Below are 24,917 nucleotides of genomic sequence, written 5' to 3'. Positions count from 1 at the left end.
CATGCTTTAAGCCTGTCTCGCTTGCGGCTTGAGCCGCACGTAAAGGGTTTTTTCGACCCGGGCGACCAAGGTGCCAGCGCCGTCGTGAATATCGACCCGCATCTGCGGCAGGTATTTCTCGCCATTGGCCGTCTGCTCGCGGATCTCGTCGAGCAAGCCCTGGTCGATGCTGAAACGGGCGAACACCGGGCCTTTGCCAGGCGAGATGAAATCGATGTCGGCGGACTTGTCCCAGACAATGTAATTGCGCCCCAGGTTCTCCATCAGCATCAACATGAAAAACGGGTCGACCATCGAGTACAGGCTGCCCCCAAACTGGGTGCCCACGTAATTGCGGTTGTACCAGTGCAACCCCATGCACACCTGCACCTGGCGAAAGTCATCGCTGATATGGCGTACCCGTACGCCCGCGCCGAGGTACGGCGGGTAGAACCCCATGAACCAACGCAGCAACCGCGCCTTGCCCAGCCGCCGGGTCAACCACTTAACCATCGGCCCGGGTTCCCAGCCCCATGGCCTGGCGAGCGAACCAGCGCTTGGCCGGCGGCAGCAGATCGAGCCCCAGCAAGCCGAGGTTGCGGCCCAGGGATACCAATGGCTGAGTGCTGCCAAACAAGCGGGTGACCTGGTCGGAGAAACCTACGGTGAGGCTCTGGTCCAGGCGCTGGCGCTCGCGATAGGCCTGCAAGGTGGCGAAGTCGCCGGCCGGCTGGTCACTGCCAAGCAAGGCTTCGGCCAGGGCCTGGGCGTCGCGCAGCGACAGGTTGAAGCCCTGCCCGGCAATCGGATGCAGGCTATGGGCGGCGTTACCGAGCACCGCCAGGTGCGGGCGTACCTGCTCCTCGGCCTCGATCAGCGACAACGGATACAGGTGCCGCGCCCCCACTTGCTTAAGCGTGCCCAGGCGATAGCCGAACACGCCCTGCAATTCACTGAGGAAGCTGCGTTCATCCAGCTGCGCCAGGCGTTGCGCGTCCATGCCCAGGCGGGTCCAGACCAGTGCACAGCGATTTTCCGGCAGCGGCAACAGGGCCATCGGGCCGTCATCGGTGAACCGTTCGAACGCCATGCCATTGTGGGATTCGCTGGGCGTGATGTTGGCGATCAGCGCGCTCTGGTGGTAGGGACGCTTCTTGACGCCGATCCCCAACTGCTCTCGCAACCCCGAGCGGCCGCCGTCGGCCAGCACCGCGAGGTCGCACTCAAGGCTGGTTTCATCGTTAAGGGTCAGGCGATAGCCGTCCACCAGGGGTTCCATGCGCGTGACCTCGGCCGGGCAGCGCCAGGTGATCACGTCCTTGTCCAGGCCCTGCCACAGGCATTGGCCGAGCCAGGCGTTTTCCACCACGTAACCGAGTGCCGGAACGCCCTCTTCCATGGCGGACAGGCGGGCGGTGGAAAAGCGTCCGCGGTCGGAGACGTGAATCTGCTTGATCGGCTCGGCCCGCCGGGAGATCTCCTGCCACAGGCCCAGGCGCTGGTAAATCTGCCGGGCACCGAAGGACAACGCCGAGGAACGCGCGTCGTAGCTGGGCTGGTAGCTGTCGCCGGGGGCGAAGGGTTCGATCAGCACAATCTTCCAGCCACGGGCCTTGGCCCCGGCCTGCAGGGCCAACGCCAGGCTGGCGCCCACCAGCCCGCCACCGATGATCGCCAGGTTGACCCGGCTCATGCTGCCTGGGCTCGTGCCGCGGCCATCAAGGCCTCGATTTCGGCGACTGTCTTGGGTACGCCACGGGTCAGGATTTCACAGCCTTGCTTGGTTACCACCACGTCATCCTCGATGCGCACGCCAATGCCGCGCCATTTCTTCGCCACCTGCAGATTGTCCGGAGCAATGTAGATGCCCGGCTCGACGGTCAAGGCCATGCCGACTTCCAGCACCCGCCATTCACCGCCCACCTTGTACTCACCCACGTCATGCACATCCATGCCCAGCCAATGGCCGGCGCGGTGCATGTAGAACGCCTTGTAGGCTTCGCTGGCGATCAACTCGTCAACGTCGCCCTGCAACAGGCCCAAGTGCACCAGGCCGGCGGTAATCACCTGGACCGTCGCCTCGTGGGCCTGGTTCCAGTGCTTGTTCGGTGCGATCTGGGCAAAGGCCGCTTCCTGGGCGGCCAGCACCAGTTCGTAGATCGCCTTCTGCTCCGCAGTGAACGTGCCGTTGACCGGCCAGGTGCGGGTGATGTCGCTGGCATAGCAGTCGATTTCACACCCGGCGTCGATCAATACCAGGTCACCGTCCTTGAGCAACGCGTCGTTCTGCTGGTAATGCAGGATGCAGCTGTTGCGCCCGGCCGCGACGATCGACCCGTAGGCCGGCATTTTCGCCCCGCCCTTGCGGAACTCGTAATCCAGCTCCGCTTCCAGGCTGAATTCATGCAGCCCGGCACGGCTGGCCTGCATCGCACGAATATGGGCCTGGGCGGAAATCCGCGCGGCCTCGCGCATGACCTTCACTTCTGCCGCCGATTTATACAGGCGCATGTCATGCAGCAGATGATCCAGGGCAACGAATTCGTTCGGCGGCTGGGCACCCAGGTGCGCCTTGGAGCGGATCACGTTGATCCAGTCCATCAAATGCCGGTCGAACTCCGGATTACTGCCCATGGCCGAGTAAACCCGGTCGCGGCCTTCGATCAGGCCCGGCAGGATGTCGTCGATGTCGGTGATCGGAAAGGCGTCGTCGGCCCCGAAGTCGCGAATCGCGCCTTCCTGGCCGGCGCGCAGGCCATCCCACAACTCACGTTCGGCGTTGCGTTCACGGCAAAACAGCAGGTACTCGCCATGCTCGCGGCCAGGCATCAGCACGATGACTGCCTGCGGCTCGGGGAAACCACTGAGGTACTGGAAGTCGCTGTCCTGGCGATACACGTGCTCGACGTCACGGTTGCGGATCGCCACGGCGGCGGCCGGCAGGATTGCGATGCTGTTGGGTTCCATCTGCGCCATCAGCGCCTTGCGCCGGCGCGCGTATTCCGACTTCGGGATATGGATCATGGGCAGATGGGGATCCTTTCTTAGTGCAGCGACGGCTTGGGTGCAGCCGGCTCAACCGGTTTTTTGGTCTCGGCGAACAGCAGCAGCGGCGCAACGCGCAGGTACTCCATCACTTCCATGTAGTCGCTTTCACCGTCTTCGGACTCTTCCAGGGCGTCTTGCACCTGGGAGATGGCCGCGAGGTCCTGCAGCACTTCCCGGGCATCGATGCTCAGGTCCAGGCCGGAGGCGTTGACGCCGAAGCCGTGGAGAAAGCCCTGGCACCATTGGCCCAGCGCGGCGGCACGCTCGGTAAGCGGTGCGTCGTCGGAGGGCAGCAGCAGGACTACGGTGACTTCGTCACCCGTCAACTCGCCCTTGACCATTTCCTGCAGGCCGATCAGCGCGTTGCGTACGTTCTCGGCAGGCTCGGTTTCCAGCAGCTCGGCGACGTCAGCCAGCCAGTTGTCGGCGTCAAAGCCGACACCGGTGCAACTGCGGCCCAGCAGCACGCCGTGAAGCTCGGCAGGAGAGCAAGGATGGCCGCTGGTGCTCAGCAGGGTGGCAAAGGCGTTATACGGGGAATTCTGATTGGTCATGGGTAGCTAGGCGCCAAGCGGCGCTATGTCTAGAATGAAGGCCTTGTATCCTACATCGACAGACTCGCCAAGACTATTAAAGGCTGTCCGCCCGTTACCGCCCATCAGACAAAAAACCGTGGAACGCTATGGAAGACACCGACCTGCAAGCGCTGATGGCCAGACTCGAACTGCTAATTACCCGGGTCGAGCAACTTAAGGGCCAAAACGGACTCTTATTAGCTCAGGAAAAGACCTGGCGCGAGGAACGCGCGCACCTCATTGAAAAAAATGACATCGCCCGGCGTAAGGTCGAATCGATGATTTCGCGCCTCAAGGCCCTGGAGCAAGACTCATGAGTTCAAGCAATAGCGTAACCGTGCAGATCCTCGACAAAGAGTATTCGATCATCTGCCCCCAGGAAGAGCGCAGCAACCTGGTGAGCGCCGCCCGTTACCTGGATGGCAAGATGCGCGAAATCCGCAGCAGCGGAAAAGTCATCGGTGCCGACCGCATTGCCGTGATGGCCGCCTTGAACATCACCCACGACCTGCTGCACAGCCAGGAGCGACCGGACGTGCAGGCCAGCGGCTCGACTCGCGAGCAGGTGCGCGACCTGCTCGATCGCGTGGATCTGGTGCTGGCCACCGATCCGGATGTCAGCAAAGGCTGATTCCTTGGGGTGGTTGCGGTATACTCGCGCCACTCCCTGGGGTGCTTGCCAGTTGACGATGTCCCTGAGCCGATTCGCACTACCCTGGAGGTTGCACGTTGGGCTGGTGTGCATGTCCGCTAGACGGAAAGCCTGAAAGCCTACTGCATCTTCCACCTTGAACTTTCGGGTTCAAGGGCTAAGTCAGCAGCGGTTCATCCGGGGAGCCTGATTCAAGCCGATGCCAGCCCACGCTGGCATCGGCTTTATTACGCGAGCACCGTGCTGGTGCCTCGCCACTCGAACAGCCCATGACGATGACCGAACCTGCGCCGCTTTCTCGCCCGCAACTTCGACGCAAGCTGCGCCAGGCCCGCCGCGCACTGACCGGCAGCCAGCAACGCCAGGCCGCCCATGGGCTGTATCGGCAACTGGCGCAACACGCGCTGTTCCGCCGTGCCAGACACCTCTCCCTGTACCTGCCCACCGACGGTGAAATCGATCCGCGCCTGCTGCTGCGTGCGGCACAGCGCCGGGGCAAGGCGACCTACCTGCCGGTGCTCAGCGCCTGGCCACGCACCAAGATGGTATTCCAGCGCATTCGCCCGGGCGAAAAGCTGCGGCCCAATCGTTTCCGCATTCTCGAACCACGAGCCAACCCGGCACGCCAGCGCAAGATCTGGACCCTGGACCTGGTGCTGCTGCCATTGGTCGGCTTTGATCAGGAAGGTGGACGCCTGGGCATGGGCGGCGGCTTTTATGACCGCAGCCTGGCTTACCTGGCGCGGCGCCAGAGCTGGCGCAAGCCGACGTTGCTGGGCCTGGCCCATGAATGTCAGAAAGTCGAAAGACTGGATCAGGCGAGCTGGGATGTACCGTTGCAAGGAACGGTGACGGACCGCCAGTGGTACGTGGCGGATCCGCTGGCAGCGACGCCTGTTGCGTGAAAATCAGCGCTTGAAGGGTTGAATCTGTTGCGCGAGCTCGATCGGAGCATCGGTTTTATTCGCCCACAGGCTCTGCGCGTAGCCGGTGGTCACCACACCCAAACCGAACACTATGACCAGAATCCAGAGTAAATCCGGTTTGCGTTTCATCGATTGCCCCCCTCAAGGCATTCCACACACGATGTCAGCAGCGGTGTCCATTTCAGGCCGTGCTTGCCGCGTCTTGCTTAAAAGTCCGGCATTTTGCGGTAACGTGAGGCGACACGCAAACGCTGGCGTCAACCGACCGTCGGTTTGTCATGTATTTGCCGGAACCCTTTTCCGCCCCCCTCTTCTGGAGCAAAAAAGATGGCCTATTGGCTGATGAAATCCGAGCCCGACGAGCTCTCGATCAAGGGCCTGGAAAAGCTTGGGAAAGCCCGCTGGGACGGGGTTCGCAACTATCAGGCGCGTAACTTCCTGCGGGCCATGGCGGTGGGTGACGCGTTCTTTTTCTATCACTCCAGCTGCCCGGAGCCGGGCATTGCCGGAATCGGCCAGATCATCGAGGCCGCCTACCCGGACCCCACGGCCCTCGACCCGCAAAGCCACTACCACGACCCCAAGGCCAGCGCCGAAAAAAACCCCTGGAGCGCGATCGACGTCGCGCACGTGGAAACCTTCGCCAAGGTCCTCAAGCTCGATTACCTCAAGCAGCAAACGGCATTGGCAGAAATGCCCCTGGTGCAAAAAGGCAGCCGGCTGTCGGTGATGCCGGTCACTGCCGAGCAATGGGCGGCAGTGCTCGCCTTGCGCTGAGCAACAGAACCCGACGGTCACGCCTGCCGCGGATGCATAAGCCCCCGGTACGGGTTAGGCTGGCGTTTCATTTGACGAGCATCAAGTCGCCACTGCGCTGAAGCCGTCAAACTAGGGCGCTACAGTTGCAGGATGCACTCATGTCGACGAACCATCGCTCATCCCGTCTATTTGCCGTTTCGTTAATGGTCCTGCTGGTCGCCGCCGGCGGCTTCGGCTATTGGAAATCCCTGAGCGACCGCCTGCCCGAAGGCATGAGCATGGGCAATGGCCGGCTTGAAGCCACCGAAGTGCAGATTGCCAGCAAGCTCCCCGGACGCCTCGCCGACGTAAATGTCGACGAGGGCGACAAGGTGCTCAAGGGCCAGTTGCTGGCGCGCATGGACACCCGCACGCTGGAGGCGCAGCGCAACCAGGCCGAGGCCGAAGTGCTGCGCGCCCGACAAAACTACGCGGCGGCCGAGGCCAATCTGCAGTTGCGCCACAGTGAACTGCTGCTGGCCAGCCAGGAAATCAAGCGCTCACGGGAACTGTTCAATCGCGGATACGCCAGCCAGCAGATTATCGACCAGCAACAGGCCCGCCTGAATACCGGCAATGCCGCGGTCCAGGCCGCCAATGCCCAGGTCGCGGCGGCGCAGGCGGCGATCGGCGCAGCCCAGGCGCAAGTCGCCCAACTGGACAGTGAGATCGAAGACAGCAGCCTGCGGGCGCCGATTGACGGGGTGATCCAGCTGCGCCTGGCAGAACCGGGCGAAGTACTCGGCGCCGGCGGCCGGGTGCTGCTGCTGATCGACCCGAGCGATCAGTACATGAACCTCTATCTGCCGGCCTCGGTCACCGGACGCCTGACCGTCGGTGCCGAGGCGCGCATCCTGCTCGACGCCCTGCCCGACCGGCCATTGCCGGCCAGAATCAGTTTTGTGGCGGCTAAGTCGCAGTTCACCCCCAAGGAAGTGGAAACCCGTGACGAGCGGCAAAAGCTGGTGTTCCGGGTCAAACTCAAACTGACTGAACCGGCCGCCGTGCCCGAGGCCAAACCAGGGATGCCGGGTGCCGGTTATGTGCGCACGGCGACGGTGGACTGGCCGGCCAACCTGCAATGAGCGCCCTGGCGCTGCAGGCCAGCGGCCTGTGCCATGCCTACGGTGCACAACAGGCACTGATCGACATTGCCTTCAGCCTGCCCGGCGGCACACGCTGCGGCCTGATCGGCCCCGATGGTGCGGGCAAGTCCAGCCTGCTGGGGCTGATTGCCGGGGTGAAGAAGCTGCAACAGGGCGACCTGCAGGTGCTGGGGGGCTCTATCGACCAGCGCCACCATCGCAACAGCCTGTACCCGCGCATCGCCTTCATGCCCCAGGGCCTGGGCGGCAACCTGTACCCGGACCTGTCGATCAACGAGAACATCCGCTTCTTCGCCACCCTGTTCGGCCTGTCGAAGGACGAATGCGAGCAACGCATGCACAGCCTGTTGCTGGCCACCGACCTGGCACGGTTTGCCGAGCGGCCGGCGGGCAAGCTGTCTGGCGGGATGAAACAGAAGCTCGGCCTGTGCTGCGCGCTGATCCACGAGCCGGATTTGCTGATCCTCGATGAGCCGACCACCGGCGTCGACCCGCTTTCCCGCCGGCACTTCTGGGAGTTGGTAGAGGATGTCCGCCGCCAGCGTCCACAACTGACCCTGCTGGTCGCCACCGCTTACATGGAAGAGGCCGAACAGTTCGAGCACTGCCTGATGCTCGACGCCGGCAAGCTGATCGCCGATGGTCTGAGCCGCGACCTGGCGGCCGTGACCCCCAGCGGCAAACTGGACGATGCCTTCACCTACTTTCAAGGTGACCACAAACGCAGCAGCCAACCCCTGGTCATTCCACCGCGCGCCCCCGACAACCAAGACATCGCCATCCAGGCCCACGAACTGACCCTGCGCTTCGGCGACTTCACGGCCGTGGACAAGGTCAGCTTCGCCATCGGCCGTGGCGAGATTTTCGGCTTCCTCGGCTCCAATGGCTGCGGCAAGACCACCACCATGAAGGTCCTCACCGGCCTGATGCCGGCCAGCGAAGGCAGCGCCACGCTGCTGGGCAGACCGGTGGACGCCAAGGACCTGGCCACGCGCAAGCGGGTCGGGTTCATGTCCCAGAGCTTCTCGCTCTACGGCGAACTCAGCGTGCGCCAGAACTTGGAGCTGCACGCCCGTCTGTTCGACTTGCCCAAGGCCCAGAGCGCGACGCGCATCGAGGAACTGATCCAACGCTTCGACCTGGGCAGCATTGCCGGGCAACAGTCGGGGGCACTGCCGCTGGGCTTGCGGCAGCGCTTGTCACTGGCGGTCGCGGTGCTGCATCGCCCGGAAGTGCTGATCCTCGACGAGCCGACTTCCGGCGTCGACCCGGCGGCCCGGGATGATTTCTGGCGGCTGCTGATCGAGCTGTCCCGCGAGCAAGGAGTGACGATCTTCCTGTCGACCCACTTCATGAACGAAGCCCAGCGCTGTGACCGTATTTCGCTGATGCACGCTGGCAAGGTCCTGGCCTGCGACACTCCGGCGGCACTGCAACAGCAGTTTGCCGGCGACACCCTGGAAGACGCCTTCGTGCGCTGCCTGCAAGACGCCCAGGACGCCAGCCCGGCAGCGCCGCCTCCCGCTGCGGTCAGCGCCGCGACAGGCCCTGCACCGATGGGCGGCAGCGCATTCAGCCTGCGCCGGCTGATCGCCGTGGCCAGCCGCGAGGGCAAGGAGTTGCTGCGCGACAAGGTGCGCCTGGCCTTCGCCCTCGCCGGGGCCCTGTTCATGATGGTGATCTTTGGCTACGGCATCTCCCTGGACGTCGAGAAACTGGCTTTCGCCGTCTACGACCAGGACCAGACCCCGCAAAGCCGCGCCTACCTCGAGGCGTTTCGCGGCTCGCGCTACTTCGCCGAGCAAGCGCCCATCCAGGACGCCCGGCAATTGCACCAGCGCCTGCAACGCTCGGAGATCAAGCTCGCACTGGAGATCCCCCCAGGCTTCGGCCGCGATCTGTACGCCGGCCGCCAACCGGCCGTGGCCGCCTGGCTCGACGGCGGCATGCCGTTTCGCGCCGAGACCAGCCGCAACTACGTCCAGGCGGTGCACCAGGCCAACCTCGAGCAACTGGCCGCGCAAAGCAGCCCGGCGCTCAACCAACGCCCGGCGGCCAGGCTGGAAACGCGCTTTCGCTACAACCAGGACGTGGTGAGCGTGAACGCCATCGGCCCAGGCGTCATGGCGCTGATCCTGGCGTTCATTCCGGCCATGCTCACCGCACTGGGCATCGTCCGGGAAAAAGAGCTGGGCTCGATCACCAACTTCTATGCCACGCCACTGACCCGCCTGGAGTTCCTGCTGGGCAAACAGGCGCCATACCTGGCCGTGAGCCTGGTCAACCTGGGTTTGCTGGTGGCGATGAACCGCTGGCTGTTCGATGTGCCGTTCAAAGGCAGCGGCCTGACCCTGGCCTTCGGTGGCCTGCTCTATGTACTGGCGACCACCAGCATGGGCCTGCTGATTTCGGCGTTCACCCGTACCCAGATCGCCGCCATCCTCGGCACCATGATTATCACCAGCCTGCCGACCATCCAGTTCTCCGGCCTGATCGTGCCGCGGTCTTCGCTCGAAGGCGCTGCGGCGCTGATGGGGCAGTTGTTCCCGGCCGGCTACTTCCTCGATATCGCCGTCGGCACCTTTACCAAGGCCCTGGATGTGCGCCAATTGTGGCCACAGTTCTTGGCCCTGTTCGGGTTTTTCCTCGGATTCACCGGGTTGAGCCTGATCATGCTCAAGAAGCAGGAGGTCTGATGCACAAGCTCTCGCACATCCTGCGCCTGGGGCTCAAGGAGCTCACCAGCCTGCGCCACGACAGCGTCCTGCTGCTGTTCTTGCTGTACGCCTTCAGCGTGGCGATCTACATGCCCGCCGCCGGCTCGGTGATTGGCGTCAACAACGCCAGCGTGGCCTTCGTCGACGAAGACCACAGCCAGCTCTCACGCCAGCTCGCCGATGCCCTGCAACCGCCGCAGTTCCAGCCCGCCGTACCCTTGCCGTACGACCAGTTGGACAAGGTCATGGACCGCGGCCAGTACACCTTTGTGATCAACGTGCCGGCCAACTTCCAGGCCGACCTGCTGGCAGGGCGCTCGCCGACCGTGCAGGTCAACGTCGACGCCACCGCCATGAGCCAGGCGTTCATGGGGGCTGGCTACATCGGGCGGATCTTCCAGCGCGAACTGCTCAACTACGGCGGGCAGGCGGACACGGCCAGCCAGGCACCGGCCCTGCTGACCACCCGCGCGCTGTTCAACACCAACCTGGAGGGTGGCTGGTTCCTGGCGGTGATCCAGATCGTCAACAACATCACCATCCTCGCCATCATCCTGACCGGCACCGCGCTGCTGCGCGAGCGCGAACACGGCACCCTCGACCATTTGCTGGTGCTGCCGCTGACGGCGCTGGAAATCATGCTGGCGAAAATCGGCAGCAATATGCTGGTGGTGGTGCTGTGCACCTGGGTGTCACTGGAGGTGGTGGTCAAAGGGCTGTTGGGGGTTCCGCTGGCAGGCTCCCTGGGACTGTTCCTGCTGGTGACGGCGCTGTATCTGTTCGCCAGCACGGCGCTGGGGATTTTTCTCGCAACCCTGGCCCGCTCGACGCCGCAGTTCGGCCTGCTGGCGATTCCGGTGATCATTCCGATGTTGCTGCTCTCGGGCGGGAGCACCCCGCTGGACAGCATGCCGCAATGGCTGCAGTGGGTCATGCAGGGCTCGCCCTCCACCCACTTCGTCAGCCTCAGTGCCGCGATCCTGTTCCGCGATGCCGCACTCGACGTCGTCTGGCCGGACGTGCTGGCACTGGCCGTGATCGGCCTGGTGTTCTTTGCGATTGCCCTGGCCCGGTTTCGCAAGAGCCTGACGTCCTGACAGACCGCCATCGCGAGCCCGCTCGCTCCCACGCAGGTTTGGTGGTTGTATGCAAAATCTGCGAACACCCAGAATCCCTGTGGGAGCGAGCTTGCTCGCGACGGGGGCGGTGCATTCACCATCGATGGCGCTCGATGCACCGCTATCGCGAGCAGGCCGCAAGCGGGCACTCGCTCCTACAGATCCAGCATTACTGGATGATCAGGTTGTTGAACAACAGATCGTCCACCATCGGCTTGCCGGTTTCGTCGTTCATCACTTGCTGGGTCTGCTTCAGGGCTTCCTGGCGCAGCTTTTCCTTGGCTTCGACGTTGTTCATGGTCTCGGTCGTCTGCTGGCCGAACAGCGCCACCAGTTGGTTACGAATCAACGGTTCATTGGCCTTGACCGCCTTGGCGGCTTCCTCGCCCGTGACCCGCAGCGCCACATCGGCTTTATAGACCTTGAGCCTGGTCGTGCCATCCAGGCCGTAATTGCCCACGAACGGCGGGCTCAGGCTGATGTAGCTGACCTTCGGCGCTTCGCCCTCTTTGGCTTCTTCGGCCTGCACTGCCACAGGCAGCGACAGGGCCAGCATCAACATGATCCACGCTTTCACACTTCGCTCCTTATCCGGTTTGCGGCCTAGCATAACCATCCACCCCCATGCGCCCAAGCGCAAAGCTTATGGGCGGCTATCAGGGTGGGGCATGCTCGTTGACCCCTTGACTCACCCACCTACACTTATCGGCCATCACTCCCAAAGGAATAGCCCTGATGAAAGCCGTGCTGTGCAAAGCCTTCGGCCCTGCCGAATCGCTGGTGCTGGAAGAAGTCGCCAGTCCTGTCGCCAAGAAGAACGAAATCCTCCTGCAAGTGCACGCCGCCGGGGTCAACTTTCCGGACACGCTGATCATCGAGGGCAAATACCAGTTCAAGCCACCCTTCCCGTTTTCCCCGGGCGGGGAAGCGGCCGGCGTGGTCAGCGCGGTGGGCGAAAAGGTCAGCCACCTCAAGGTTGGCGACCGGGTCATGGCGCTGACCGGCTGGGGCAGCTTTGCCGAGGAGGTCGCGGTGCCGGGCTACAACGTGCTGCCGATCCCGCCGTCCATGGACTTCAACACCGCCGCCGCCTTCAGCATGACCTACGGCACTTCGATGCACGCGCTCAAACAACGCGGCCACCTGCAGCCGGGGGAAACCCTGCTGGTGCTGGGTGCATCCGGCGGTGTGGGCCTGGCTGCCGTGGAAATCGGCAAGGCCATGGGTGCCCGGGTCATCGCCGCGGCCAGCAGCGCCGAGAAGCTGGCGGTGGCCAAGGCGGCCGGCGCCGATGAACTGATCAACTACAGCGAAACCAGCCTGAAGGAGGAAATCAAGCGCCTGACCGACGGCCAGGGCGCCGACGTGATCTACGACCCGGTCGGCGGCGACCTGTTCGACCAGGCCATCCGGTCCATCGCCTGGAACGGCCGCCTGCTGGTGGTCGGTTTCGCCAGCGGGCGCATCCCCGAATTGCCGGTGAACCTCGCCCTGCTCAAGGGCGCTGCCGTGGTCGGCGTGTTCTGGGGCTCGTTCGCCCAACGCCAACCGCAGGACAACGCGGCGAACTTCCAGCAACTGTTCGGCTGGTTTGCCGAAGGCAAACTCAAGCCGCTGGTGTCGCAGGTCTATCCTTTGGCCAACGCGGCCCAGGCCATCAATGATCTGGGCCAGCGCAAGGCGGTGGGCAAGGTGGTGGTGCAGGTTCGCTGAGTCGATGGCTCGCTCTGCACAGCTGACAAGGCTGTGCAGTGCCCACCGGCTAAAGCACCTTGCGAATCTCCTCCGGCAGAAACCGCACGAACCTCGATGCGGGGTAGTCCAGGCAGCGCCTGGCGATCATGTGCGCTTGCTTGTTCAGCCTGGCGATCATGGCCAGGCGCTCTTGTGTCGTCCATTGATGCTGGAAAAAGCCACTCGACAGATACGCCCGGGTGTATCGGAACGCGGCGAGGTCGACCCACTGGTAATCGGCGGTACGGGCGAAATCCGGGTTGATCTCTCGGCATTTCACCTCTTTGAGCCATTGGTTGAGGCCGGTCGGGTCATCCAGATGGAACTGCATCGGCGCGATGATTTCCAGTTCAGCCGGCTTCTCCTTGCTCACCGTCCAGGGCTTGAAGCGCCACTGCTCGATCGCTTTTTTACTGACCGCGCTCAGATCCGGGTGAACGCTTTGGAGAATCCTGACCCGGTCCACCGAACCATCGGCCTGCACCGTAAAACCAACCCGTACCTCACCGCTGATCCCCGCCCTATGCAACGCCCGGGGATAGACCGGTTTGGGCGTGTCCTCTGGAATCAGGAACAACTCCCCGGCCAAAACGTCACTCGAAATACACCAGATCAAAAGCAAACCCAACCAACGCATGTCACCCTCCGCGATTTCCGTGCCAGCGTTGGCACCTGCGCAAAAGGTTACGGCGAAGGGTTCTGAGGCCCCATCCCCCGACTTCCGACCGACTCGCAGGAAGTCTCCCAAATCATTGCTGTTTTTTACCAGGCGACCGCCGGCGTTCAGCTCCGGAGAAATCTCCTACACCGCCCTTCAGTTATATCTGAGCGACATGTTCATAAAAGAACACGCGACTTTGTTCGTTTGCGACTGTTTTGCGGATGAGATGCAGTGCTATTTTCGGTAACGAAACTGTAACATTCGCATCCGCAGTCAAAACAAGAAATTTGGAGCTCTTGAATGTTTGCTTTTTTTCGCCCTGCCGCCCATCAGGCCCCCTTGCCTGAAGAAGACGTTGACAGCACTTACCGGCGCTTGCGCTGGCAGATTTTCGCCGGGATTTTCATTGGCTATGCAGGCTACTACCTGCTGCGCAAAAACTTCTCCCTGGCCATGCCCTACCTGATCGAAGAAGGCTACACCCGGGGCCAGCTCGGCCTGGCGATGTCGGCGATTGCGATTGCCTATGGCCTGTCCAAGTTCCTGATGGGCCTGGTGTCCGACCGCTCCAACCCGCGTTACTTCCTGCCATTCGGCCTGCTGGTGTCGGCCGGGGTGATGTTCGTGTTCGGTTTCGCACCCTGGGCCACGTCCAGCGTGACCATGATGTTCATCCTTTTGTTCATCAACGGCTGGGCTCAGGGCATGGGCTGGCCGCCGAGCGGGCGGACCATGGTGCACTGGTGGTCGCAGAAGGAGCGCGGCGGCGTGGTGTCGGTGTGGAACGTCGCGCATAACGTCGGCGGCGGCCTGATCGGCCCGTTATTCCTGCTCGGCATGGGCCTGTTCAACGACTGGCACGCGGCATTCTATGTGCCCGCTGCCGTGGCCCTGCTGGTGGCGGTGTTTGCCTTCGTCGTGATGCGCGACACCCCGCAGTCCGTAGGCTTGCCGCCCATCGAGCGGTACAAGAACGACTACCCCCACGGCTACGATGCCAGCCACGAAGAAGAATTCAGCGCCAAGGAAATCTTCGTCAAATACGTGCTGCGCAACAAAATGCTCTGGTACATCGCCCTCGCCAACGTGTTCGTCTACCTGCTGCGCTACGGCGTGCTGGACTGGGCTCCGACTTACCTCAAGGAAGCCAAGCACTTCACCGTCGACAAGACCTCCTGGGCCTACTTCCTCTACGAGTGGGCCGGTATTCCGGGGACCCTGCTGTGTGGCTGGCTATCGGACAAGGTATTCCGTGGCAACCGTGGCCTGACCGGCATGGTGTTCATGGCGCTGGTGACCGTGGCGACCCTGGTGTACTGGCTGAACCCGGCCGGCAACCCGACCGTCGACATGATCGCCCTGGTGTCCATCGGCTTCCTGATCTACGGCCCGGTGATGCTGATCGGCCTGCAGGCGCTGGAGCTGGCACCGAAAAAAGCCGCGGGTACGGCGGCGGGTTTCACCGGCCTGTTCGGTTACCTGGGGGGCTCGGTCGCAGCCAGTGCGGCCATGGGCTACACCGTGGACCACTTCGGTTGGGATGGCGGGTTTGTGCTGTTGATTGGGGCATGCCTGCTGGCCATGGCATTCCTGGCGCCCACCCTGCGCCACAAGCAAATCGCCAGTCAGGGCCGCGAAGCTATCGCCTGATCCCTGGATGAGTCGCAACGCTTGAGCCGCGCCTCCAGATTCCGGTCTGGCATGGCGTGGCTACGCAGGGCGCTGACGGTCTGCTCAACATATTCGCGCGTGCTGCCGTAGCGTCCGCTGGCACTTTCAAAGACCTGGCTGAGCACATGGTCCGGCAAGTTGCCGGCATAGCTGGGCAGGTGCCGCTCCAGGACAAAACCCAATGCCTGAACCTTGCTGCCATCTTCCAGACGGCAGTTGAGCCAGTGCGGACGGTACGAAGGGACCGGCATTTCGCGTTGCCACAAGGCGTACAACGACGCTTCCAGTTTCTCCTCGGGCAAGCGGTAGGCAAAACCACTGCAGGAACCGCCGCGATCCAGACCAAACACCAGCCCTGGCAACTCCGGCGTGCCCCGGTGTTCGTGGGACCACAGGTACAGACCACGATGGTAGCCATGCACGCGACCGCGCACCCGCTCGACGGCGGTGCACTCGGGACGCCAGATCAACGAGCCATAGGCGAACAACCAGACCGGCCCACCTTTGTGCAGGGCCATGGTGGAGTGCATCGAGTGCAACAGCTGCTCGCGCGTCAATTGCGCACCCAGATCAAGTCGCGGAGGGTAAGCCAGATCGAGAATGTCGGATTCAATGGCTGTCATGATAAAAACGATCGCCCCCACACATGTTGCAAGATGTAATTAACTTTAGCTCAACTGAAGGTAAAACTGTAAATACAACGCGCAAAGCACTAAGAACTCAGCACTTTCCCGAACAACAAAGTTAAATATTGGCGGGTATATAGCCTAACGCCATTTGGAAGTGATCTTAAATATCGTTATGAGCTAACCATAAGCGATTCGAGCCAATGCTCGCGCTGCCCATAACACGACCTTTGCCACGCCCCCGGCAACGTGTTCAGCCTGGTTACAGGAGCGACCCGGTATAAAGGCCTGCTGCCGTGCAAGTCCAACCGCACCCAGGGAGCGAACGATGAACACAACCTGGATCTGCCTGCTTCTGGCATTCACTCAAACTGCCCTGGCGTGGGGGCAGGAAGTCCCGCAACCCACGGGCCAAGGGCCGTGGTACCTGCAAACCAGTGTGTATACCCGACACTTCTCCCCCGACCCCGAGCACAATAATCACCAGCAGTTGATTGGCCTGGAGTACCACGACACTTCTGGCTGGCTGTTGGGTGGGGCAACCTTTCTCAATTCATTCGACCAGCGGGCTTATTACGCCTACGGCGGTCGCCGTTATGCCAGTGCGGACTATCCCCTTTATGTAAAGCTCACGGGCGGATTACTGGAGGGCTATCACGGCAAGTACCAGAACAAAATCCCGCTCAATCGCTACGGCATTGCACCGGTCGTCATCCCATCGCTTGGAACCTATTACGGACCGGTCGCCGCCGAGCTGATTCTGCTCGGTTTCAACGCGGCGATGGTGACCACGGGGGTGCGGTTTTAGACGGGGGGATTGTGGGGAAGACCTTGATCCGCGATTGCGGATCAAGGTCGAGGATCAAGAGCGAGGATCAAGATAGAGGCTCAAGAGCGTGGCTCAAGAGCGAGGCGCGTATGCAAATACGTCGGCGCGCATTTGGTGGGCGTCCATGCCGGCTTCGACCAAAGCGTCCAACGTGCCATAGACCATCGCCGGCGAACCGCTGGCGTAGACATGCAGGGGCTTGAGGTCGGGGAAGTCCTGGCAGACCGCTTCATGCAACATGCCGCAACGCCCTTCCCAGCCACACAGGTCGCTGACCACCTGGTGCAGGAACAGGTTGGGCAACTTCAGCCACTCGTCCCAATGTTCCATCTGGTAGAAGTCTTCCGGGCGGCGCACGCCCCAGTACAGGTGCACCGGGTACTTGAAGCCCTTGGCCCGGCAGTGTTCCAGCAGGCTGTGGATCTGACCCATGCCGGTACCGGCCGCAATCAGCACCAGCGGCCCCTCCGGCAACTCAGCCAGGTGGGTATCGCCGAATGGCAGCTCGACCCTGGCCATGCGGTTGCGCTGCAACTGCTCGATCAGGCTCAGGGCACTGGCTTCGCGGGCCAGCACGTGGATTTCCAGGTCACGCCCCGAATGGGGCGCCGAGGCCAGGGAAAACGCCGACTTTTCACCGTTTTCCCGTTCGATCATCAGGTACTGGCCGGCGTGATAGCGCGGCGGCTTGCCTGCTGGCGCGCGCAAGCGTATCCGCCAGGTATCGCCACCCACGTCCACGCACTCAATCACCTGACACGACACGCTGCGCACCGGCAGTTCTCCCAGCGCTAGGACGCCATCCCACAATACGATGCAGTCTTCCAGCGGCGCTGCTATGCAAGTGTAGAACTCGCCGTGGTCGCGCACCTCTGCGGCCTGCTCGACCCGGCCTTCGACCAGCAGCGCCGCGCACACGTGGCAATTGCCGTTGCGGCAGCTTTGTGGGCAGTCGTAGCCCAGGCGCCGCGCCCCATCGAGAATCCGCTCGCCGGGCAGTATCTCAAGCACTGCTCCGGACGGCTGCAAGGTTACACGCATCAATCTATTCCTAACTGATTCCAGATGGCATCGATCCGGCGCGTCACCGCCTCATCCTTGACGATAACCCGGCCCCACTCGCGGGTGGTTTCACCCGGCCATTTATGCGTGGCATCGAGCCCCATCTTCGAGCCCAGGCCGGAAACCGGCGAGGCGAAGTCCAGGTAGTCGATCGGCGTGTTGTCGATCATCACCGTATCGCGCTTGGGGTCCATGCGCGTGGTGATGGCCCAGATCACGTCGTTCCAGTCGCGGGCGTTGATATCGTCGTCAGTGACGATAACGAACTTGGTGTACATGAACTGTCGCAAAAACGACCAGACACCCAACATTACCCGCTTGGCGTGGCCCGGGTACTGCTTCTTCATGGTCACCACCGCCATACGGTACGAGCAGCCTTCGGGCGGCAGGTAGAAGTCGGTGATCTCCGGGAACTGCTTTTGCAGGATCGGCACGAACACTTCATTGAGCGCCACGCCGAGAATCGCCGGCTCATCTGGCGGCCGGCCGGTGTAGGTGCTGTGGTAGATCGGCTTGATGCGGTGGGTGATGCGCTCGACCGTGAACACCGGGAAGCTGTCGACTTCGTTGTAATAGCCGGTGTGATCGCCATAGGGACCTTCGTCGGCCATTTCACCCGGATGGATCACGCCTTCGAGGATGATTTCAGCCGTGGCCGGTACTTGCAGGTCGTTGCCACGGCACTTCACCAGTTCGGTGCGGTTACCGCGCAGCAGCCCGGCGAACGCGTACTCGGACAGGCTGTCCGGCACGGGCGTCACCGCGCCGAGAATGGTCGCAGGGTCGGCCCCCAGGGCCACGGACACCGGGAACGGCTGGCCCGGGTGCTTCTCGCACCATTCGCGGTAGTCCAGCGCGCCGCCACGGTGGCTCAGCCAGCGCATGATGACCTTGTTGCGGCCAATCACTTGCTGGCGATAGATGCCCAGGTTCTGGCGGTCCTTGTTCGGCCCCTTGGTGACCGTCAGGCCCCAGGTGATGAGCGGGCCGACATCGCCCGGCCAGCAGGTCTGCACGGGCAGCATCGCCAGGTCGACGTCGTCGCCCTCGATGACCACTTCCTGGCACACCGCGTCCTTGACCACCTTGGGCGCCATGGCAATGATCTTGCGGAAGATCGGCAGCTTGGACCAGGCGTCCTTGAGCCCCTTCGGCGGCTCCGGCTCCTTGAGGAAGGCCAGCAGCTTGCCGATTTCTCGCAATTCGCTGACCGCTTCGGCGCCCATGCCCAGGGCCACGCGCTCAGGCGTGCCAAACAGGTTGCCGAGCACCGGGATGTCGTAGCCGGTGGGGTTTTCGAACAGCAGCGCCGGCCCCTTGGCCCGCAGAGTGCGATCGCAAACCTCGGTCATTTCCAGCACAGGGGACACTGGAACCTGGATGCGCTTGAGTTCGCCGCGCTGTTCCAGGCCGCTGATAAAGTCGCGCAAGTCGCGATACTGCATGCGTTAGCCTCGCTTGGCCGTGGCGTTCGGGGGCATGAGTTTAGCGCCGAACCCGACGGTTCAAAATAGTGACAGCTCAGATCATGAAAAGTCAGATAGCAAAAAGCCGGGTTTCCCCGGCTCTTGCGGTCCCGCTCGACTTACTTGCGTTTCATCGACAGGAAGAACTCATCGTTGGTCTTGGTCTGTTTCAGCTTGTCGACCAGGAACTCGATGGCAGCCACTTCATCCATTGGATGCAGGAGCTTGCGCAGGATCCACATGCGCTGCAACTCGTCGTCGGCAGTCAGCAACTCTTCGCGGCGGGTGCCGGAACGGTTGATGTTGATCGCCGGGAAGACGCGTTTTTCAGCGATTTTGCGGTCCAGGGGCAGTTCCATGTTGCCGGTACCCTTGAACTCTTCGTAGATCACTTCGTCCATCTTCGAGCCGGTTTCAACCAGCGCGGTGGCGATGATGGTCAGCGAACCGCCTTCTTCGATGTTCCGTGCCGCGCCGAAGAAACGTTTTGGTTTCTCCAGGGCGTGGGCATCGACACCACCGGTCAGAACCTTGCCGGAGCTCGGGATCACGGTGTTGTAGGCACGTGCCAGACGGGTGATGGAGTCGAGCAGGATGACCACGTCTTTCTTGTGTTCAACCAGGCGCTTGGCCTTCTCGATGACCATTTCGGCAACCTGCACGTGGCGGGTTGGCGGCTCGTCGAACGTCGAGGCAACCACTTCGCCGCGCACGGTGCGCTGCATTTCGGTTACTTCTTCCGGACGCTCGTCGATCAGCAGCACGATCAGATGAACTTCCGGGTTGTTACGGGCGATGTTCGCTGCGATGTTTTGCAGCATGATCGTCTTACCGGCTTTGGGCGGTGCAACGATCAGACCGCGCTGGCCTTTGCCGATCGGGGCGCACAGGTCGATGACACGACCGGTCAAGTCTTCGGTGGAACCGTTGCCGGCTTCCATCTTCATGCGCACGGTCGGGAACAGCGGGGTCAGGTTCTCGAAGAGAATCTTGTTCTTCGCGTTCTCCGGACGATCGAAGTTGATCGTGTCGACCTTGAGCAGTGCGAAGTAACGCTCGCCTTCCTTTGGAGGGCGGATCTTGCCAACGATGGTGTCACCGGTGCGCAAGTTGAAACGGCGGATCTGGCTCGGCGAGACGTAGATATCGTCTGGGCCGGCGAGATAGGAAGCGTCTGCAGAGCGCAGGAAGCCGAAGCCGTCCTGGAGGATCTCCAGCACGCCATCACCGGAGATTTCCTCGCCGCTTTTCGCGTGCTTTTTCAGCAGGGAGAAAATCACGTCCTGCTTGCGCGAACGGGCCATATTTTCTATGCCCATCTGTTCGGCCAATTCGAGCAGTTCGGTAATCGGCTTTTGCTTGAGTTCAGTCAGATTCATATAGGAATGACGTAATCATTTATGGAGGGGGGGGAAATTAAGCTTTTGGCTTAATGAGGCCGCGCCGCAGAGAAGGCGACAGGATCGCGTACTTATTCGAAAAGGAGTGCGTCGGCGACGGCTAGCAGGGGGCAATGGAGAAACCAGTGCGGGGCCGAATGTACCACCTGAGTTTCGGAGCGTCTAGCCCTCTATAACGAAAAGCCCCGCAATTTGCGGGGCTTTTCGGTGCTGCAGGCAACGACGCTTAGATGTTGGCGTCGAGGAAGGCAGCCAGTTGCGACTTCGACAGCGCACCGACCTTGGTGGCTTCGACGTTGCCGTTCTTGAACAGCATCAGCGTCGGGATACCACGCACGCCGTGCTTGGCCGGGGTTTCCTGGTTTTCGTCGATGTTCAGCTTGGCAACGGTCAGCTTGCCTTTGTAGGTCTCAGCGATTTCGTCCAGGACCGGAGCGATCATTTTGCATGGACCGCACCACTCAGCCCAGTAGTCGACCAGTACAGCACCTTCGGCCTTGAGTACGTCAGCTTCGAAGCTAGCGTCGCTAACGTGTTTGATAAGATCGCTGCTCATGGAAGTCTCCAGGTTGTAAGCAAAAAAACGTGGCCCATCATAGCCGCCCTTCCCTCGTTCAGGAAGCCGCAGTTGATTGAGTCTCGCTATGGTGTTGCGTGAGTTTGGGTATAGCTCAAGTCAGGCGGTGGCGGGAGCGACGAAAGCGATTCCGGTGCGTAGCGCGGCGTTGCGCACGTGTTCGTGCATCGCCCTCTGTGCCGCGCCTGACGCTCGGCGAGCCAGTGCGCGAAGGATTTTGCGGTGCTCCTGCCAGGTTTCCATGGCCCGCTCGGCCCGGATGAACGGTAGCTTCTGGCTCTCGAGGAAGATATCGGCACTGGCGGTCAGAATGCTCAGCATCGCCTGATTGCCGCTGGCCAGCAGAATGCTGCGGTGAAATTCGAAATCCAGCCGCGCGGCGGCCTCGAAGTCACCGCACTTGAGTTCAATGCGCATGGCGGCAACGTTGTCTTCCAGCGCATCAAGCGCCTCGGTGCTCAAGGTCACGGCCGCCAACCCTGCAGAAAACCCTTCCAGCGCATAACGCAGCTGGAAGATATCCAGCGGCGACGCCTGCGCCGCGAATGGCCAGGCCGGCGCCGAGTCACCCCGCGGCAACGCCTGCGGCGACTGCACGAACACACCTTTGCCTGGCTGGATGCTGATGACTCCCAGCGCACTCAGCGATGACAACGCCTCGCGCAGCGACGCCCGACTGACCCCCAACCGCAGCGCCAGGTCTCGTTGCGAGGGCAGCGCCTCCCCCGGCTTGAAGCCCTGCTCGGTGATCAGTTTGCGGATCGCTTGGAGCGCCACTTCGGGTACGGCGCGGGAGATCGAATTCATGGTTTTCCATACAAACCAGGCCAATGTGCGCCCAGTTGTAAAGCTATTCGAGGCGCCCGGCAAGTCGCGCCCCATGGGGGTTCGTCGAGTTCCACGGATGCGCTATCGGGGTGCGAAATCCAACCTGACTGTTCAGACCAGTAAGACCGTTCAACGCCAGTAAAACCGTGCCCTGGCCACCCCGAAACCCCATGTTGGCATGTCCCGTGCTCTGTCGATCCGCAGAAATCACTAATCGAAGAGTCGGAGATTTGCCATGATCCAGCGTTACAGCGCCCTCCTCGCAGCCTTGTTCACCAGCCTGATGCTGATCCAGGCACCCGCCCACGCCGACGGCCTGGAAGATGTGGTCAAGCGCGGCATCCTCAAGGTGGCCGTGCCACAGGACTTCCCACCCTTCGGTTCGGTCGGGCCGGACATGAAGCCGCGCGGCCTGGACATCGACACCGCGAAACTGCTGGCCGAGCAGCTCAACGTCAAACTCGAACTGACCCCGGTCAACAGCACCAACCGCATTCCATTCCTGACCACTGGCAAAGTCGACCTGGTGATCTCCAGCCTGGGCAAGAACCCGGAGCGTGAGAAGGTCATCGATTTTTCCCGCGCCTACGCGCCGTTCTACCTCGCCGTGTTCGGCCCGCCAGACGCCGACATCAAGGGCCTGGACGACCTCAAAGGCAAAACCATCAGCGTCACCCGTGGCGCCATCGAAGACATCGAGCTGACTAAAGTTGCCCCGCCAGGCGCGACCATCAAGCGCTTCGAAGACAACAACTCGACCATCGCCGCCTACCTGGCAGGGCAAGTCGACCTGATCGCCAGCGGCAACGTGGTGATGGTGGCAATCAGCGAAAAAAGCCCGAAACGCGTGCCGGCACTGAAAGTGAAACTCAAGGACTCACCCGTCTACGTAGGCGTGAACAAGAACGAGCCGGCGCTGCTGGACAAGGTCAATCAGATCCTGATCACCGCCAAGGGTGATGGCGCACTGCAAAAGAATGCCCTGACCTGGCTCAAAGAACCGCTGCCGGCCGACCTCTGATCCGGCGCGCAGGAGACACGTTATGGCTTATCAGTTCGATTTTTTGCCGGTGATAACCAACACCGATCTGTTGTTGCGCGGTGCGTTGTTCACCCTTGAGCTGACGGCCATCGGCGCGGTGCTCGGCGTCGGGCTGGGCATCATCGGGGCGTTGGTGCGGGCGTGGAACATTCGTCCGTTTTCCGGGATTTTCGCGGTCTACGTCGAATTGATCCGCAACACACCGTTTCTGGTGCAGTTGTTTTTCATCTTCTTCGGCCTGCCGTCCCTGGGCGTACAGATATCCGAATGGCAGGCGGCGGTGCTGGCGATGGTGATCAACCTCGGCGCCTATTCGACCGAGATCATCCGCGCCGGCATTCAAGCGATCCCCCGCGGTCAACTGGAAGCCGCCGCCGCGTTGGCGATGACGCGCTTCGAGGCGTTCCGCCATGTTGTATTGCTGCCGGCACTGGGCAAGGTCTGGCCCGCCCTGAGCAGCCAGATCATCATCGTCATGCTGGGTTCGGCGGTGTGTTCACAGATCGCCACCGAGGAGCTGACCTTCGCCGCCAACTTCATTCAGTCTCGCAACTTCCGCGCCTTTGAGACCTACGCCCTGACCACGCTGCTGTATTTGTGCATGGCCTTGTTGATCCGCCAACTGCTGAACTGGATCGGGACACGTTACATTTCGAGGAGCAGCCGATGAGCGACTTCACTTTCTGGGACATCGTGCGCAACCTGCTCACGGGCCTGCAATGGACGCTGTTGCTGTCTCTGGTGGCGTTTATCGGCGGCGGCATCATCGGCCTGCTGGTCATGGTGCTGCGCATCTCCAGCAAACCCCTGCTGCGCAGCGTCGCGCGGACCTACATCGAGCTGTTCCAGGGCACACCGTTGCTGATGCAGCTGTTTCTGGTGTTTTTCGGGGTGGCATTGGCTGGCGTGGATATTTCCCCGTGGATGGCCGCTGCGGTCGCCCTGACGCTGTTCACCAGCGCCTATCTGGCGGAGATCTGGCGCGGTTGCGTCGACTCGATCCCCAATGGCCAGTGGGAAGCCTCGTCGAGCCTGGCGCTCACCCCGTTGGAACAATTGCGCTATGTGATTCTGCCGCAGGCACTGCGCATCGGCGTGGCGCCGACCGTGGGCTTTTCGGTGCAAGTGGTCAAAGGCACTGCTGTGACGTCGATCATCGGCTTCACCGAACTGACGAAGAGCGGCGGCATGCTCGCCAACGCTACGTTTGAACCCTTCATGGTCTACGGCCTCGTTGCCCTCGGCTACTTCCTGCTCTGCTACCCCTTGTCGCTCAGCGCGCGCTACCTGGAAAGGAGACTGCATGCCTCTGCTTAGAATTTCCGCCCTGCATAAATACTACGGCGATCACCATGTGCTCAAAGGCATCGACCTGAGCATCGAGGAAGGCCAGGTGGTAGCAATCATCGGCCGCAGTGGCTCGGGTAAATCCACGTTGTTGCGCACGCTTAACGGCCTGGAGTCGATCAACGATGGGGTCATCGAAGTCGATGGCGAATACCTGGACGCAGCCCGCGCCGACCTGCGCAGCCTGCGGCAGAAGGTCGGGATGGTGTTTCAGCAGTTCAACCTGTTCCCGCACCTGACGGTGGGCGAGAACGTGATGCTCGCGCCACAAGTGGTGCAAAAAGTACCCAAAGCCAAGGCCGCCGAACTGGCGCGCCAGATGCTCGAGCGGGTCGGGCTGGGTGAGAAGTTCGATGCTTTCCCGGATCGCCTGTCCGGTGGACAGCAGCAGCGGGTAGCCATTGCCCGGGCGCTGGCGATGTCGCCGAAGGTGTTGCTGTGTGACGAGATCACCTCGGCCCTGGACCCGGAACTGGTCAACGAAGTGCTGAGCGTGGTCCGGCAACTGGCCAAGGAAGGCATGACACTGATCATGGTCACCCACGAAATGCGCTTCGCCCGGGAGGTGGGGGACAAGTTGGTGTTCATGCACCAGGGCAAAGTGCATGAAGTGGGCTATCCAAAGACGCTGTTTGCCCAACCGCAGACGGCGGAGCTGGCGAATTTCATCGGGACCGTCGAGGCGGCGGGCTGACCGTTCTTCAGCGTCAGTCAGCCCGTCTTCGCAGGCAAGCCCGCTCCCTCAGTGAATGGCA

General features: G+C 62.0%; 27 protein-coding genes and 1 other RNA gene. 15 read left to right on the top strand and 13 right to left on the bottom strand.

All coding sequences use genetic code 11. The features are described 5' to 3' along the window. Positions 1 to 6 precede the first annotated feature (6 nt). Genes H7995_RS12785 through H7995_RS12770 form a run of 4 tightly spaced genes read right to left on the bottom strand, consistent with a single transcriptional unit; the run spans position 7 to position 3,581 of the window. Positions 7 to 492: a DUF4442 domain-containing protein gene (locus H7995_RS12785; RefSeq protein ID WP_166589207.1), complete on the bottom strand. Its 486-nt coding sequence runs from the start codon at positions 490 to 492 to the stop codon at positions 7 to 9. After that, a complete protein-coding gene (gene ubiH / locus H7995_RS12780; RefSeq protein ID WP_185818449.1) occupies positions 485 to 1,672 on the bottom strand; it encodes a 2-octaprenyl-6-methoxyphenyl hydroxylase in 1,188 nt (395 codons plus the stop codon). Before ubiH ends, H7995_RS12785 begins: the two co-directional genes overlap by 8 nt. Further along, positions 1,669 to 3,003, bottom strand: a complete 1,335-nt coding sequence (pepP, locus tag H7995_RS12775) for a Xaa-Pro aminopeptidase (protein WP_166589209.1) — start codon at positions 3,001 to 3,003, stop codon at positions 1,669 to 1,671. Before pepP ends, ubiH begins: the two co-directional genes overlap by 4 nt. 20 nt (positions 3,004 to 3,023) lie before the next feature. After that, the gene (locus H7995_RS12770) at positions 3,024 to 3,581 is read right to left on the bottom strand and encodes a YecA/YgfB family protein (protein WP_166589210.1); all 558 of its coding nucleotides are present in this window, start codon (positions 3,579 to 3,581) and stop codon (positions 3,024 to 3,026) included. 128 nt (positions 3,582 to 3,709) lie between these two features. Here H7995_RS12770 and H7995_RS12765 point away from each other — a divergent pair, with 128 nt between their 5' ends. From H7995_RS12765 to H7995_RS12750, 4 genes are all read left to right on the top strand, one after another. Continuing rightward, the gene (locus H7995_RS12765) at positions 3,710 to 3,919 is read left to right on the top strand and encodes a TIGR02449 family protein (RefSeq protein WP_166589211.1); all 210 of its coding nucleotides are present in this window, start codon (positions 3,710 to 3,712) and stop codon (positions 3,917 to 3,919) included. Next, complete coding sequence (locus tag H7995_RS12760; RefSeq protein ID WP_095164733.1) at positions 3,916 to 4,233, top strand: cell division protein ZapA; 318 nt, start codon at positions 3,916 to 3,918, stop codon at positions 4,231 to 4,233. The genes H7995_RS12765 and H7995_RS12760 overlap by 4 nt, the downstream gene beginning before the upstream one ends. A gap of 30 nt (positions 4,234 to 4,263) precedes the next feature. Beyond that, positions 4,264 to 4,442, top strand: a non-coding RNA gene (gene ssrS, locus H7995_RS12755) — 6S RNA. 87 nt (positions 4,443 to 4,529) lie between these two features. Further along, positions 4,530 to 5,159 carry a 5-formyltetrahydrofolate cyclo-ligase gene (locus H7995_RS12750; RefSeq protein WP_185818451.1) on the top strand — a complete coding sequence of 210 codons (630 nt, stop codon included), beginning with the start codon at positions 4,530 to 4,532 and terminating at the stop codon, positions 5,157 to 5,159. A 3-nt stretch (positions 5,160 to 5,162) separates the two neighbouring features. On the opposite strand, the gene H7995_RS12745 is transcribed toward H7995_RS12750, so the two are convergent. Continuing rightward, positions 5,163 to 5,309, bottom strand: coding sequence for a hypothetical protein (locus H7995_RS12745; protein WP_166589212.1), 147 nt, complete (start codon positions 5,307 to 5,309; stop codon positions 5,163 to 5,165). A gap of 198 nt (positions 5,310 to 5,507) precedes the next feature. Between H7995_RS12745 and H7995_RS12740 the strand changes: the two genes are divergently transcribed. The 4 genes from H7995_RS12740 to H7995_RS12725 all read left to right on the top strand — a co-directional run bounded on the left by H7995_RS12740 (position 5,508) and on the right by H7995_RS12725 (position 10,898). Continuing rightward, on the top strand, positions 5,508 to 5,957 hold the full coding sequence (locus H7995_RS12740) for an EVE domain-containing protein (protein ID WP_166589213.1): 450 nt from the start codon (positions 5,508 to 5,510) through the stop codon (positions 5,955 to 5,957). Positions 5,958 to 6,097: 140 nt separating this feature from the next. After that, complete coding sequence (locus H7995_RS12735) at positions 6,098 to 7,063, top strand: HlyD family secretion protein (RefSeq protein ID WP_166589214.1); 966 nt, start codon at positions 6,098 to 6,100, stop codon at positions 7,061 to 7,063. Then, on the top strand, positions 7,060 to 9,780 hold the full coding sequence (rbbA, locus tag H7995_RS12730; RefSeq protein WP_185818448.1) for a ribosome-associated ATPase/putative transporter RbbA: 2,721 nt from the start codon (positions 7,060 to 7,062) through the stop codon (positions 9,778 to 9,780). Before H7995_RS12735 ends, rbbA begins: the two co-directional genes overlap by 4 nt. Further along, a complete protein-coding gene (locus tag H7995_RS12725) occupies positions 9,780 to 10,898 on the top strand; it encodes an ABC transporter permease (protein WP_166589216.1) in 1,119 nt (372 codons plus the stop codon). The genes rbbA and H7995_RS12725 overlap by 1 nt, the downstream gene beginning before the upstream one ends. 190 nt (positions 10,899 to 11,088) lie before the next feature. Here the strand turns inward: H7995_RS12725 and H7995_RS12720 are convergent, their stop codons facing one another. Continuing rightward, positions 11,089 to 11,496 (bottom strand): flagellar basal body-associated protein FliL, encoded by a 408-nt coding sequence (locus H7995_RS12720; protein ID WP_166589217.1) that lies wholly within the window; start codon positions 11,494 to 11,496, stop codon positions 11,089 to 11,091. 158 nt (positions 11,497 to 11,654) lie between these two features. On the opposite strand from H7995_RS12720, the gene H7995_RS12715 reads away from it, so the two are divergent. Next, the gene (locus tag H7995_RS12715; RefSeq protein WP_185818447.1) at positions 11,655 to 12,632 is read left to right on the top strand and encodes an NADPH:quinone oxidoreductase family protein; all 978 of its coding nucleotides are present in this window, start codon (positions 11,655 to 11,657) and stop codon (positions 12,630 to 12,632) included. A gap of 49 nt (positions 12,633 to 12,681) precedes the next feature. On the opposite strand, the gene H7995_RS12710 is transcribed toward H7995_RS12715, so the two are convergent. Beyond that, complete coding sequence (locus tag H7995_RS12710; RefSeq protein WP_166589219.1) at positions 12,682 to 13,290, bottom strand: energy transducer TonB; 609 nt, start codon at positions 13,288 to 13,290, stop codon at positions 12,682 to 12,684. Positions 13,291 to 13,614: 324 nt separating this feature from the next. On the opposite strand from H7995_RS12710, the gene glpT reads away from it, so the two are divergent. Then, a complete protein-coding gene (glpT, locus tag H7995_RS12705; RefSeq protein ID WP_166589220.1) occupies positions 13,615 to 14,964 on the top strand; it encodes a glycerol-3-phosphate transporter in 1,350 nt (449 codons plus the stop codon). On the opposite strand, the gene H7995_RS12700 is transcribed toward glpT, so the two are convergent. Then, positions 14,940 to 15,608, bottom strand: coding sequence for a gamma-glutamylcyclotransferase (locus H7995_RS12700; RefSeq protein ID WP_185818446.1), 669 nt, complete (start codon positions 15,606 to 15,608; stop codon positions 14,940 to 14,942). The two genes, glpT and H7995_RS12700, sit on opposite strands and share 25 nt — an antisense overlap. Before the next feature lie 331 nt (positions 15,609 to 15,939). Here H7995_RS12700 and H7995_RS12695 point away from each other — a divergent pair, with 331 nt between their 5' ends. Further along, a complete protein-coding gene (locus H7995_RS12695; protein ID WP_166589222.1) occupies positions 15,940 to 16,419 on the top strand; it encodes a sn-glycerol-3-phosphate transporter in 480 nt (159 codons plus the stop codon). Between the two features lie 93 nt (positions 16,420 to 16,512). Here the strand turns inward: H7995_RS12695 and H7995_RS12690 are convergent, their stop codons facing one another. From H7995_RS12690 to H7995_RS12670, 5 genes are all read right to left on the bottom strand, one after another. Then, positions 16,513 to 17,481, bottom strand: a complete 969-nt coding sequence (locus H7995_RS12690) for a CDP-6-deoxy-delta-3,4-glucoseen reductase (protein ID WP_166589223.1) — start codon at positions 17,479 to 17,481, stop codon at positions 16,513 to 16,515. After that, positions 17,481 to 18,947, bottom strand: a complete 1,467-nt coding sequence (gene ubiD / locus H7995_RS12685) for a 4-hydroxy-3-polyprenylbenzoate decarboxylase (protein WP_166589224.1) — start codon at positions 18,945 to 18,947, stop codon at positions 17,481 to 17,483. The genes H7995_RS12690 and ubiD overlap by 1 nt, the downstream gene beginning before the upstream one ends. Before the next feature lie 140 nt (positions 18,948 to 19,087). Beyond that, positions 19,088 to 20,347 (bottom strand): transcription termination factor Rho, encoded by a 1,260-nt coding sequence (gene rho, locus H7995_RS12680; RefSeq protein ID WP_025216061.1) that lies wholly within the window; start codon positions 20,345 to 20,347, stop codon positions 19,088 to 19,090. Between the two features lie 247 nt (positions 20,348 to 20,594). Next, positions 20,595 to 20,924, bottom strand: a complete 330-nt coding sequence (gene trxA, locus H7995_RS12675) for a thioredoxin TrxA (RefSeq protein ID WP_003206727.1) — start codon at positions 20,922 to 20,924, stop codon at positions 20,595 to 20,597. A gap of 120 nt (positions 20,925 to 21,044) precedes the next feature. Then, positions 21,045 to 21,752 carry a FadR/GntR family transcriptional regulator gene (locus H7995_RS12670; RefSeq protein WP_166589225.1) on the bottom strand — a complete coding sequence of 236 codons (708 nt, stop codon included), beginning with the start codon at positions 21,750 to 21,752 and terminating at the stop codon, positions 21,045 to 21,047. Between the two features lie 256 nt (positions 21,753 to 22,008). On the opposite strand from H7995_RS12670, the gene H7995_RS12665 reads away from it, so the two are divergent. From H7995_RS12665 to H7995_RS12650, 4 genes are read left to right on the top strand one after another with little or no spacing between them, the layout of a single operon-like run. Further along, a complete protein-coding gene (locus H7995_RS12665) occupies positions 22,009 to 22,794 on the top strand; it encodes a transporter substrate-binding domain-containing protein (RefSeq protein WP_166589226.1) in 786 nt (261 codons plus the stop codon). A gap of 22 nt (positions 22,795 to 22,816) precedes the next feature. Continuing rightward, the gene (locus H7995_RS12660; protein WP_166589227.1) at positions 22,817 to 23,485 is read left to right on the top strand and encodes an amino acid ABC transporter permease; all 669 of its coding nucleotides are present in this window, start codon (positions 22,817 to 22,819) and stop codon (positions 23,483 to 23,485) included. Beyond that, positions 23,482 to 24,132 (top strand): amino acid ABC transporter permease, encoded by a 651-nt coding sequence (locus H7995_RS12655; RefSeq protein WP_185818445.1) that lies wholly within the window; start codon positions 23,482 to 23,484, stop codon positions 24,130 to 24,132. Before H7995_RS12660 ends, H7995_RS12655 begins: the two co-directional genes overlap by 4 nt. Next, entirely contained in the window at positions 24,119 to 24,856 is a 738-nt protein-coding gene (locus H7995_RS12650) for an amino acid ABC transporter ATP-binding protein (protein ID WP_166589229.1), read from the top strand. The genes H7995_RS12655 and H7995_RS12650 overlap by 14 nt, the downstream gene beginning before the upstream one ends. Positions 24,857 to 24,917 lie beyond the last annotated feature (61 nt).

It is taken from the genome of Pseudomonas kielensis (assembly GCF_014236655.1).
Classification (GTDB): domain Bacteria; phylum Pseudomonadota; class Gammaproteobacteria; order Pseudomonadales; family Pseudomonadaceae; genus Aquipseudomonas; species Aquipseudomonas kielensis.
Note: the sequence above shows the minus strand (reverse complement) of the source record. Positions and strands in the feature narration are given on the sequence as shown.

Excerpts from the sequence above, each read along its gene's own strand:
- glpT (WP_166589220.1), top strand. The coding sequence starts at position 13,615 with ATGTTTGCTTTTTTTCGCCCTGCCGCCCATCAGGCCCCCTTGCCTGAA.
- pepP (WP_166589209.1), bottom strand. The coding sequence starts at position 3,003 with ATGATCCATATCCCGAAGTCGGAATACGCGCGCCGGCGCAAGGCGCTG.
- H7995_RS12745 (WP_166589212.1), bottom strand. The coding sequence starts at position 5,309 with ATGAAACGCAAACCGGATTTACTCTGGATTCTGGTCATAGTGTTCGGT.
- rbbA (WP_185818448.1), top strand. The coding sequence starts at position 7,060 with ATGAGCGCCCTGGCGCTGCAGGCCAGCGGCCTGTGCCATGCCTACGGT.
- ubiD (WP_166589224.1), bottom strand. The coding sequence starts at position 18,947 with ATGCAGTATCGCGACTTGCGCGACTTTATCAGCGGCCTGGAACAGCGC.
- H7995_RS12760 (WP_095164733.1), top strand. The coding sequence starts at position 3,916 with ATGAGTTCAAGCAATAGCGTAACCGTGCAGATCCTCGACAAAGAGTAT.
- H7995_RS12660 (WP_166589227.1), top strand. The coding sequence starts at position 22,817 with ATGGCTTATCAGTTCGATTTTTTGCCGGTGATAACCAACACCGATCTG.
- H7995_RS12740 (WP_166589213.1), top strand. The coding sequence starts at position 5,508 with ATGGCCTATTGGCTGATGAAATCCGAGCCCGACGAGCTCTCGATCAAG.
- H7995_RS12785 (WP_166589207.1), bottom strand. The coding sequence starts at position 492 with ATGGTTAAGTGGTTGACCCGGCGGCTGGGCAAGGCGCGGTTGCTGCGT.
- rho (WP_025216061.1), bottom strand. The coding sequence starts at position 20,347 with ATGAATCTGACTGAACTCAAGCAAAAGCCGATTACCGAACTGCTCGAA.
- H7995_RS12700 (WP_185818446.1), bottom strand. The coding sequence starts at position 15,608 with ATGACAGCCATTGAATCCGACATTCTCGATCTGGCTTACCCTCCGCGA.
- H7995_RS12650 (WP_166589229.1), top strand. The coding sequence starts at position 24,119 with ATGCCTCTGCTTAGAATTTCCGCCCTGCATAAATACTACGGCGATCAC.
- H7995_RS12765 (WP_166589211.1), top strand. The coding sequence starts at position 3,710 with ATGGAAGACACCGACCTGCAAGCGCTGATGGCCAGACTCGAACTGCTA.
- H7995_RS12770 (WP_166589210.1), bottom strand. The coding sequence starts at position 3,581 with ATGACCAATCAGAATTCCCCGTATAACGCCTTTGCCACCCTGCTGAGC.
- H7995_RS12715 (WP_185818447.1), top strand. The coding sequence starts at position 11,655 with ATGAAAGCCGTGCTGTGCAAAGCCTTCGGCCCTGCCGAATCGCTGGTG.
- trxA (WP_003206727.1), bottom strand. The coding sequence starts at position 20,924 with ATGAGCAGCGATCTTATCAAACACGTTAGCGACGCTAGCTTCGAAGCT.
- H7995_RS12735 (WP_166589214.1), top strand. The coding sequence starts at position 6,098 with ATGTCGACGAACCATCGCTCATCCCGTCTATTTGCCGTTTCGTTAATG.
- H7995_RS12670 (WP_166589225.1), bottom strand. The coding sequence starts at position 21,752 with ATGAATTCGATCTCCCGCGCCGTACCCGAAGTGGCGCTCCAAGCGATC.
- H7995_RS12750 (WP_185818451.1), top strand. The coding sequence starts at position 4,530 with ATGACCGAACCTGCGCCGCTTTCTCGCCCGCAACTTCGACGCAAGCTG.
- H7995_RS12655 (WP_185818445.1), top strand. The coding sequence starts at position 23,482 with ATGAGCGACTTCACTTTCTGGGACATCGTGCGCAACCTGCTCACGGGC.
- H7995_RS12695 (WP_166589222.1), top strand. The coding sequence starts at position 15,940 with ATGAACACAACCTGGATCTGCCTGCTTCTGGCATTCACTCAAACTGCC.
- H7995_RS12710 (WP_166589219.1), bottom strand. The coding sequence starts at position 13,290 with ATGCGTTGGTTGGGTTTGCTTTTGATCTGGTGTATTTCGAGTGACGTT.
- H7995_RS12725 (WP_166589216.1), top strand. The coding sequence starts at position 9,780 with ATGCACAAGCTCTCGCACATCCTGCGCCTGGGGCTCAAGGAGCTCACC.
- H7995_RS12690 (WP_166589223.1), bottom strand. The coding sequence starts at position 17,481 with ATGCGTGTAACCTTGCAGCCGTCCGGAGCAGTGCTTGAGATACTGCCC.
- H7995_RS12665 (WP_166589226.1), top strand. The coding sequence starts at position 22,009 with ATGATCCAGCGTTACAGCGCCCTCCTCGCAGCCTTGTTCACCAGCCTG.
- ubiH (WP_185818449.1), bottom strand. The coding sequence starts at position 1,672 with ATGAGCCGGGTCAACCTGGCGATCATCGGTGGCGGGCTGGTGGGCGCC.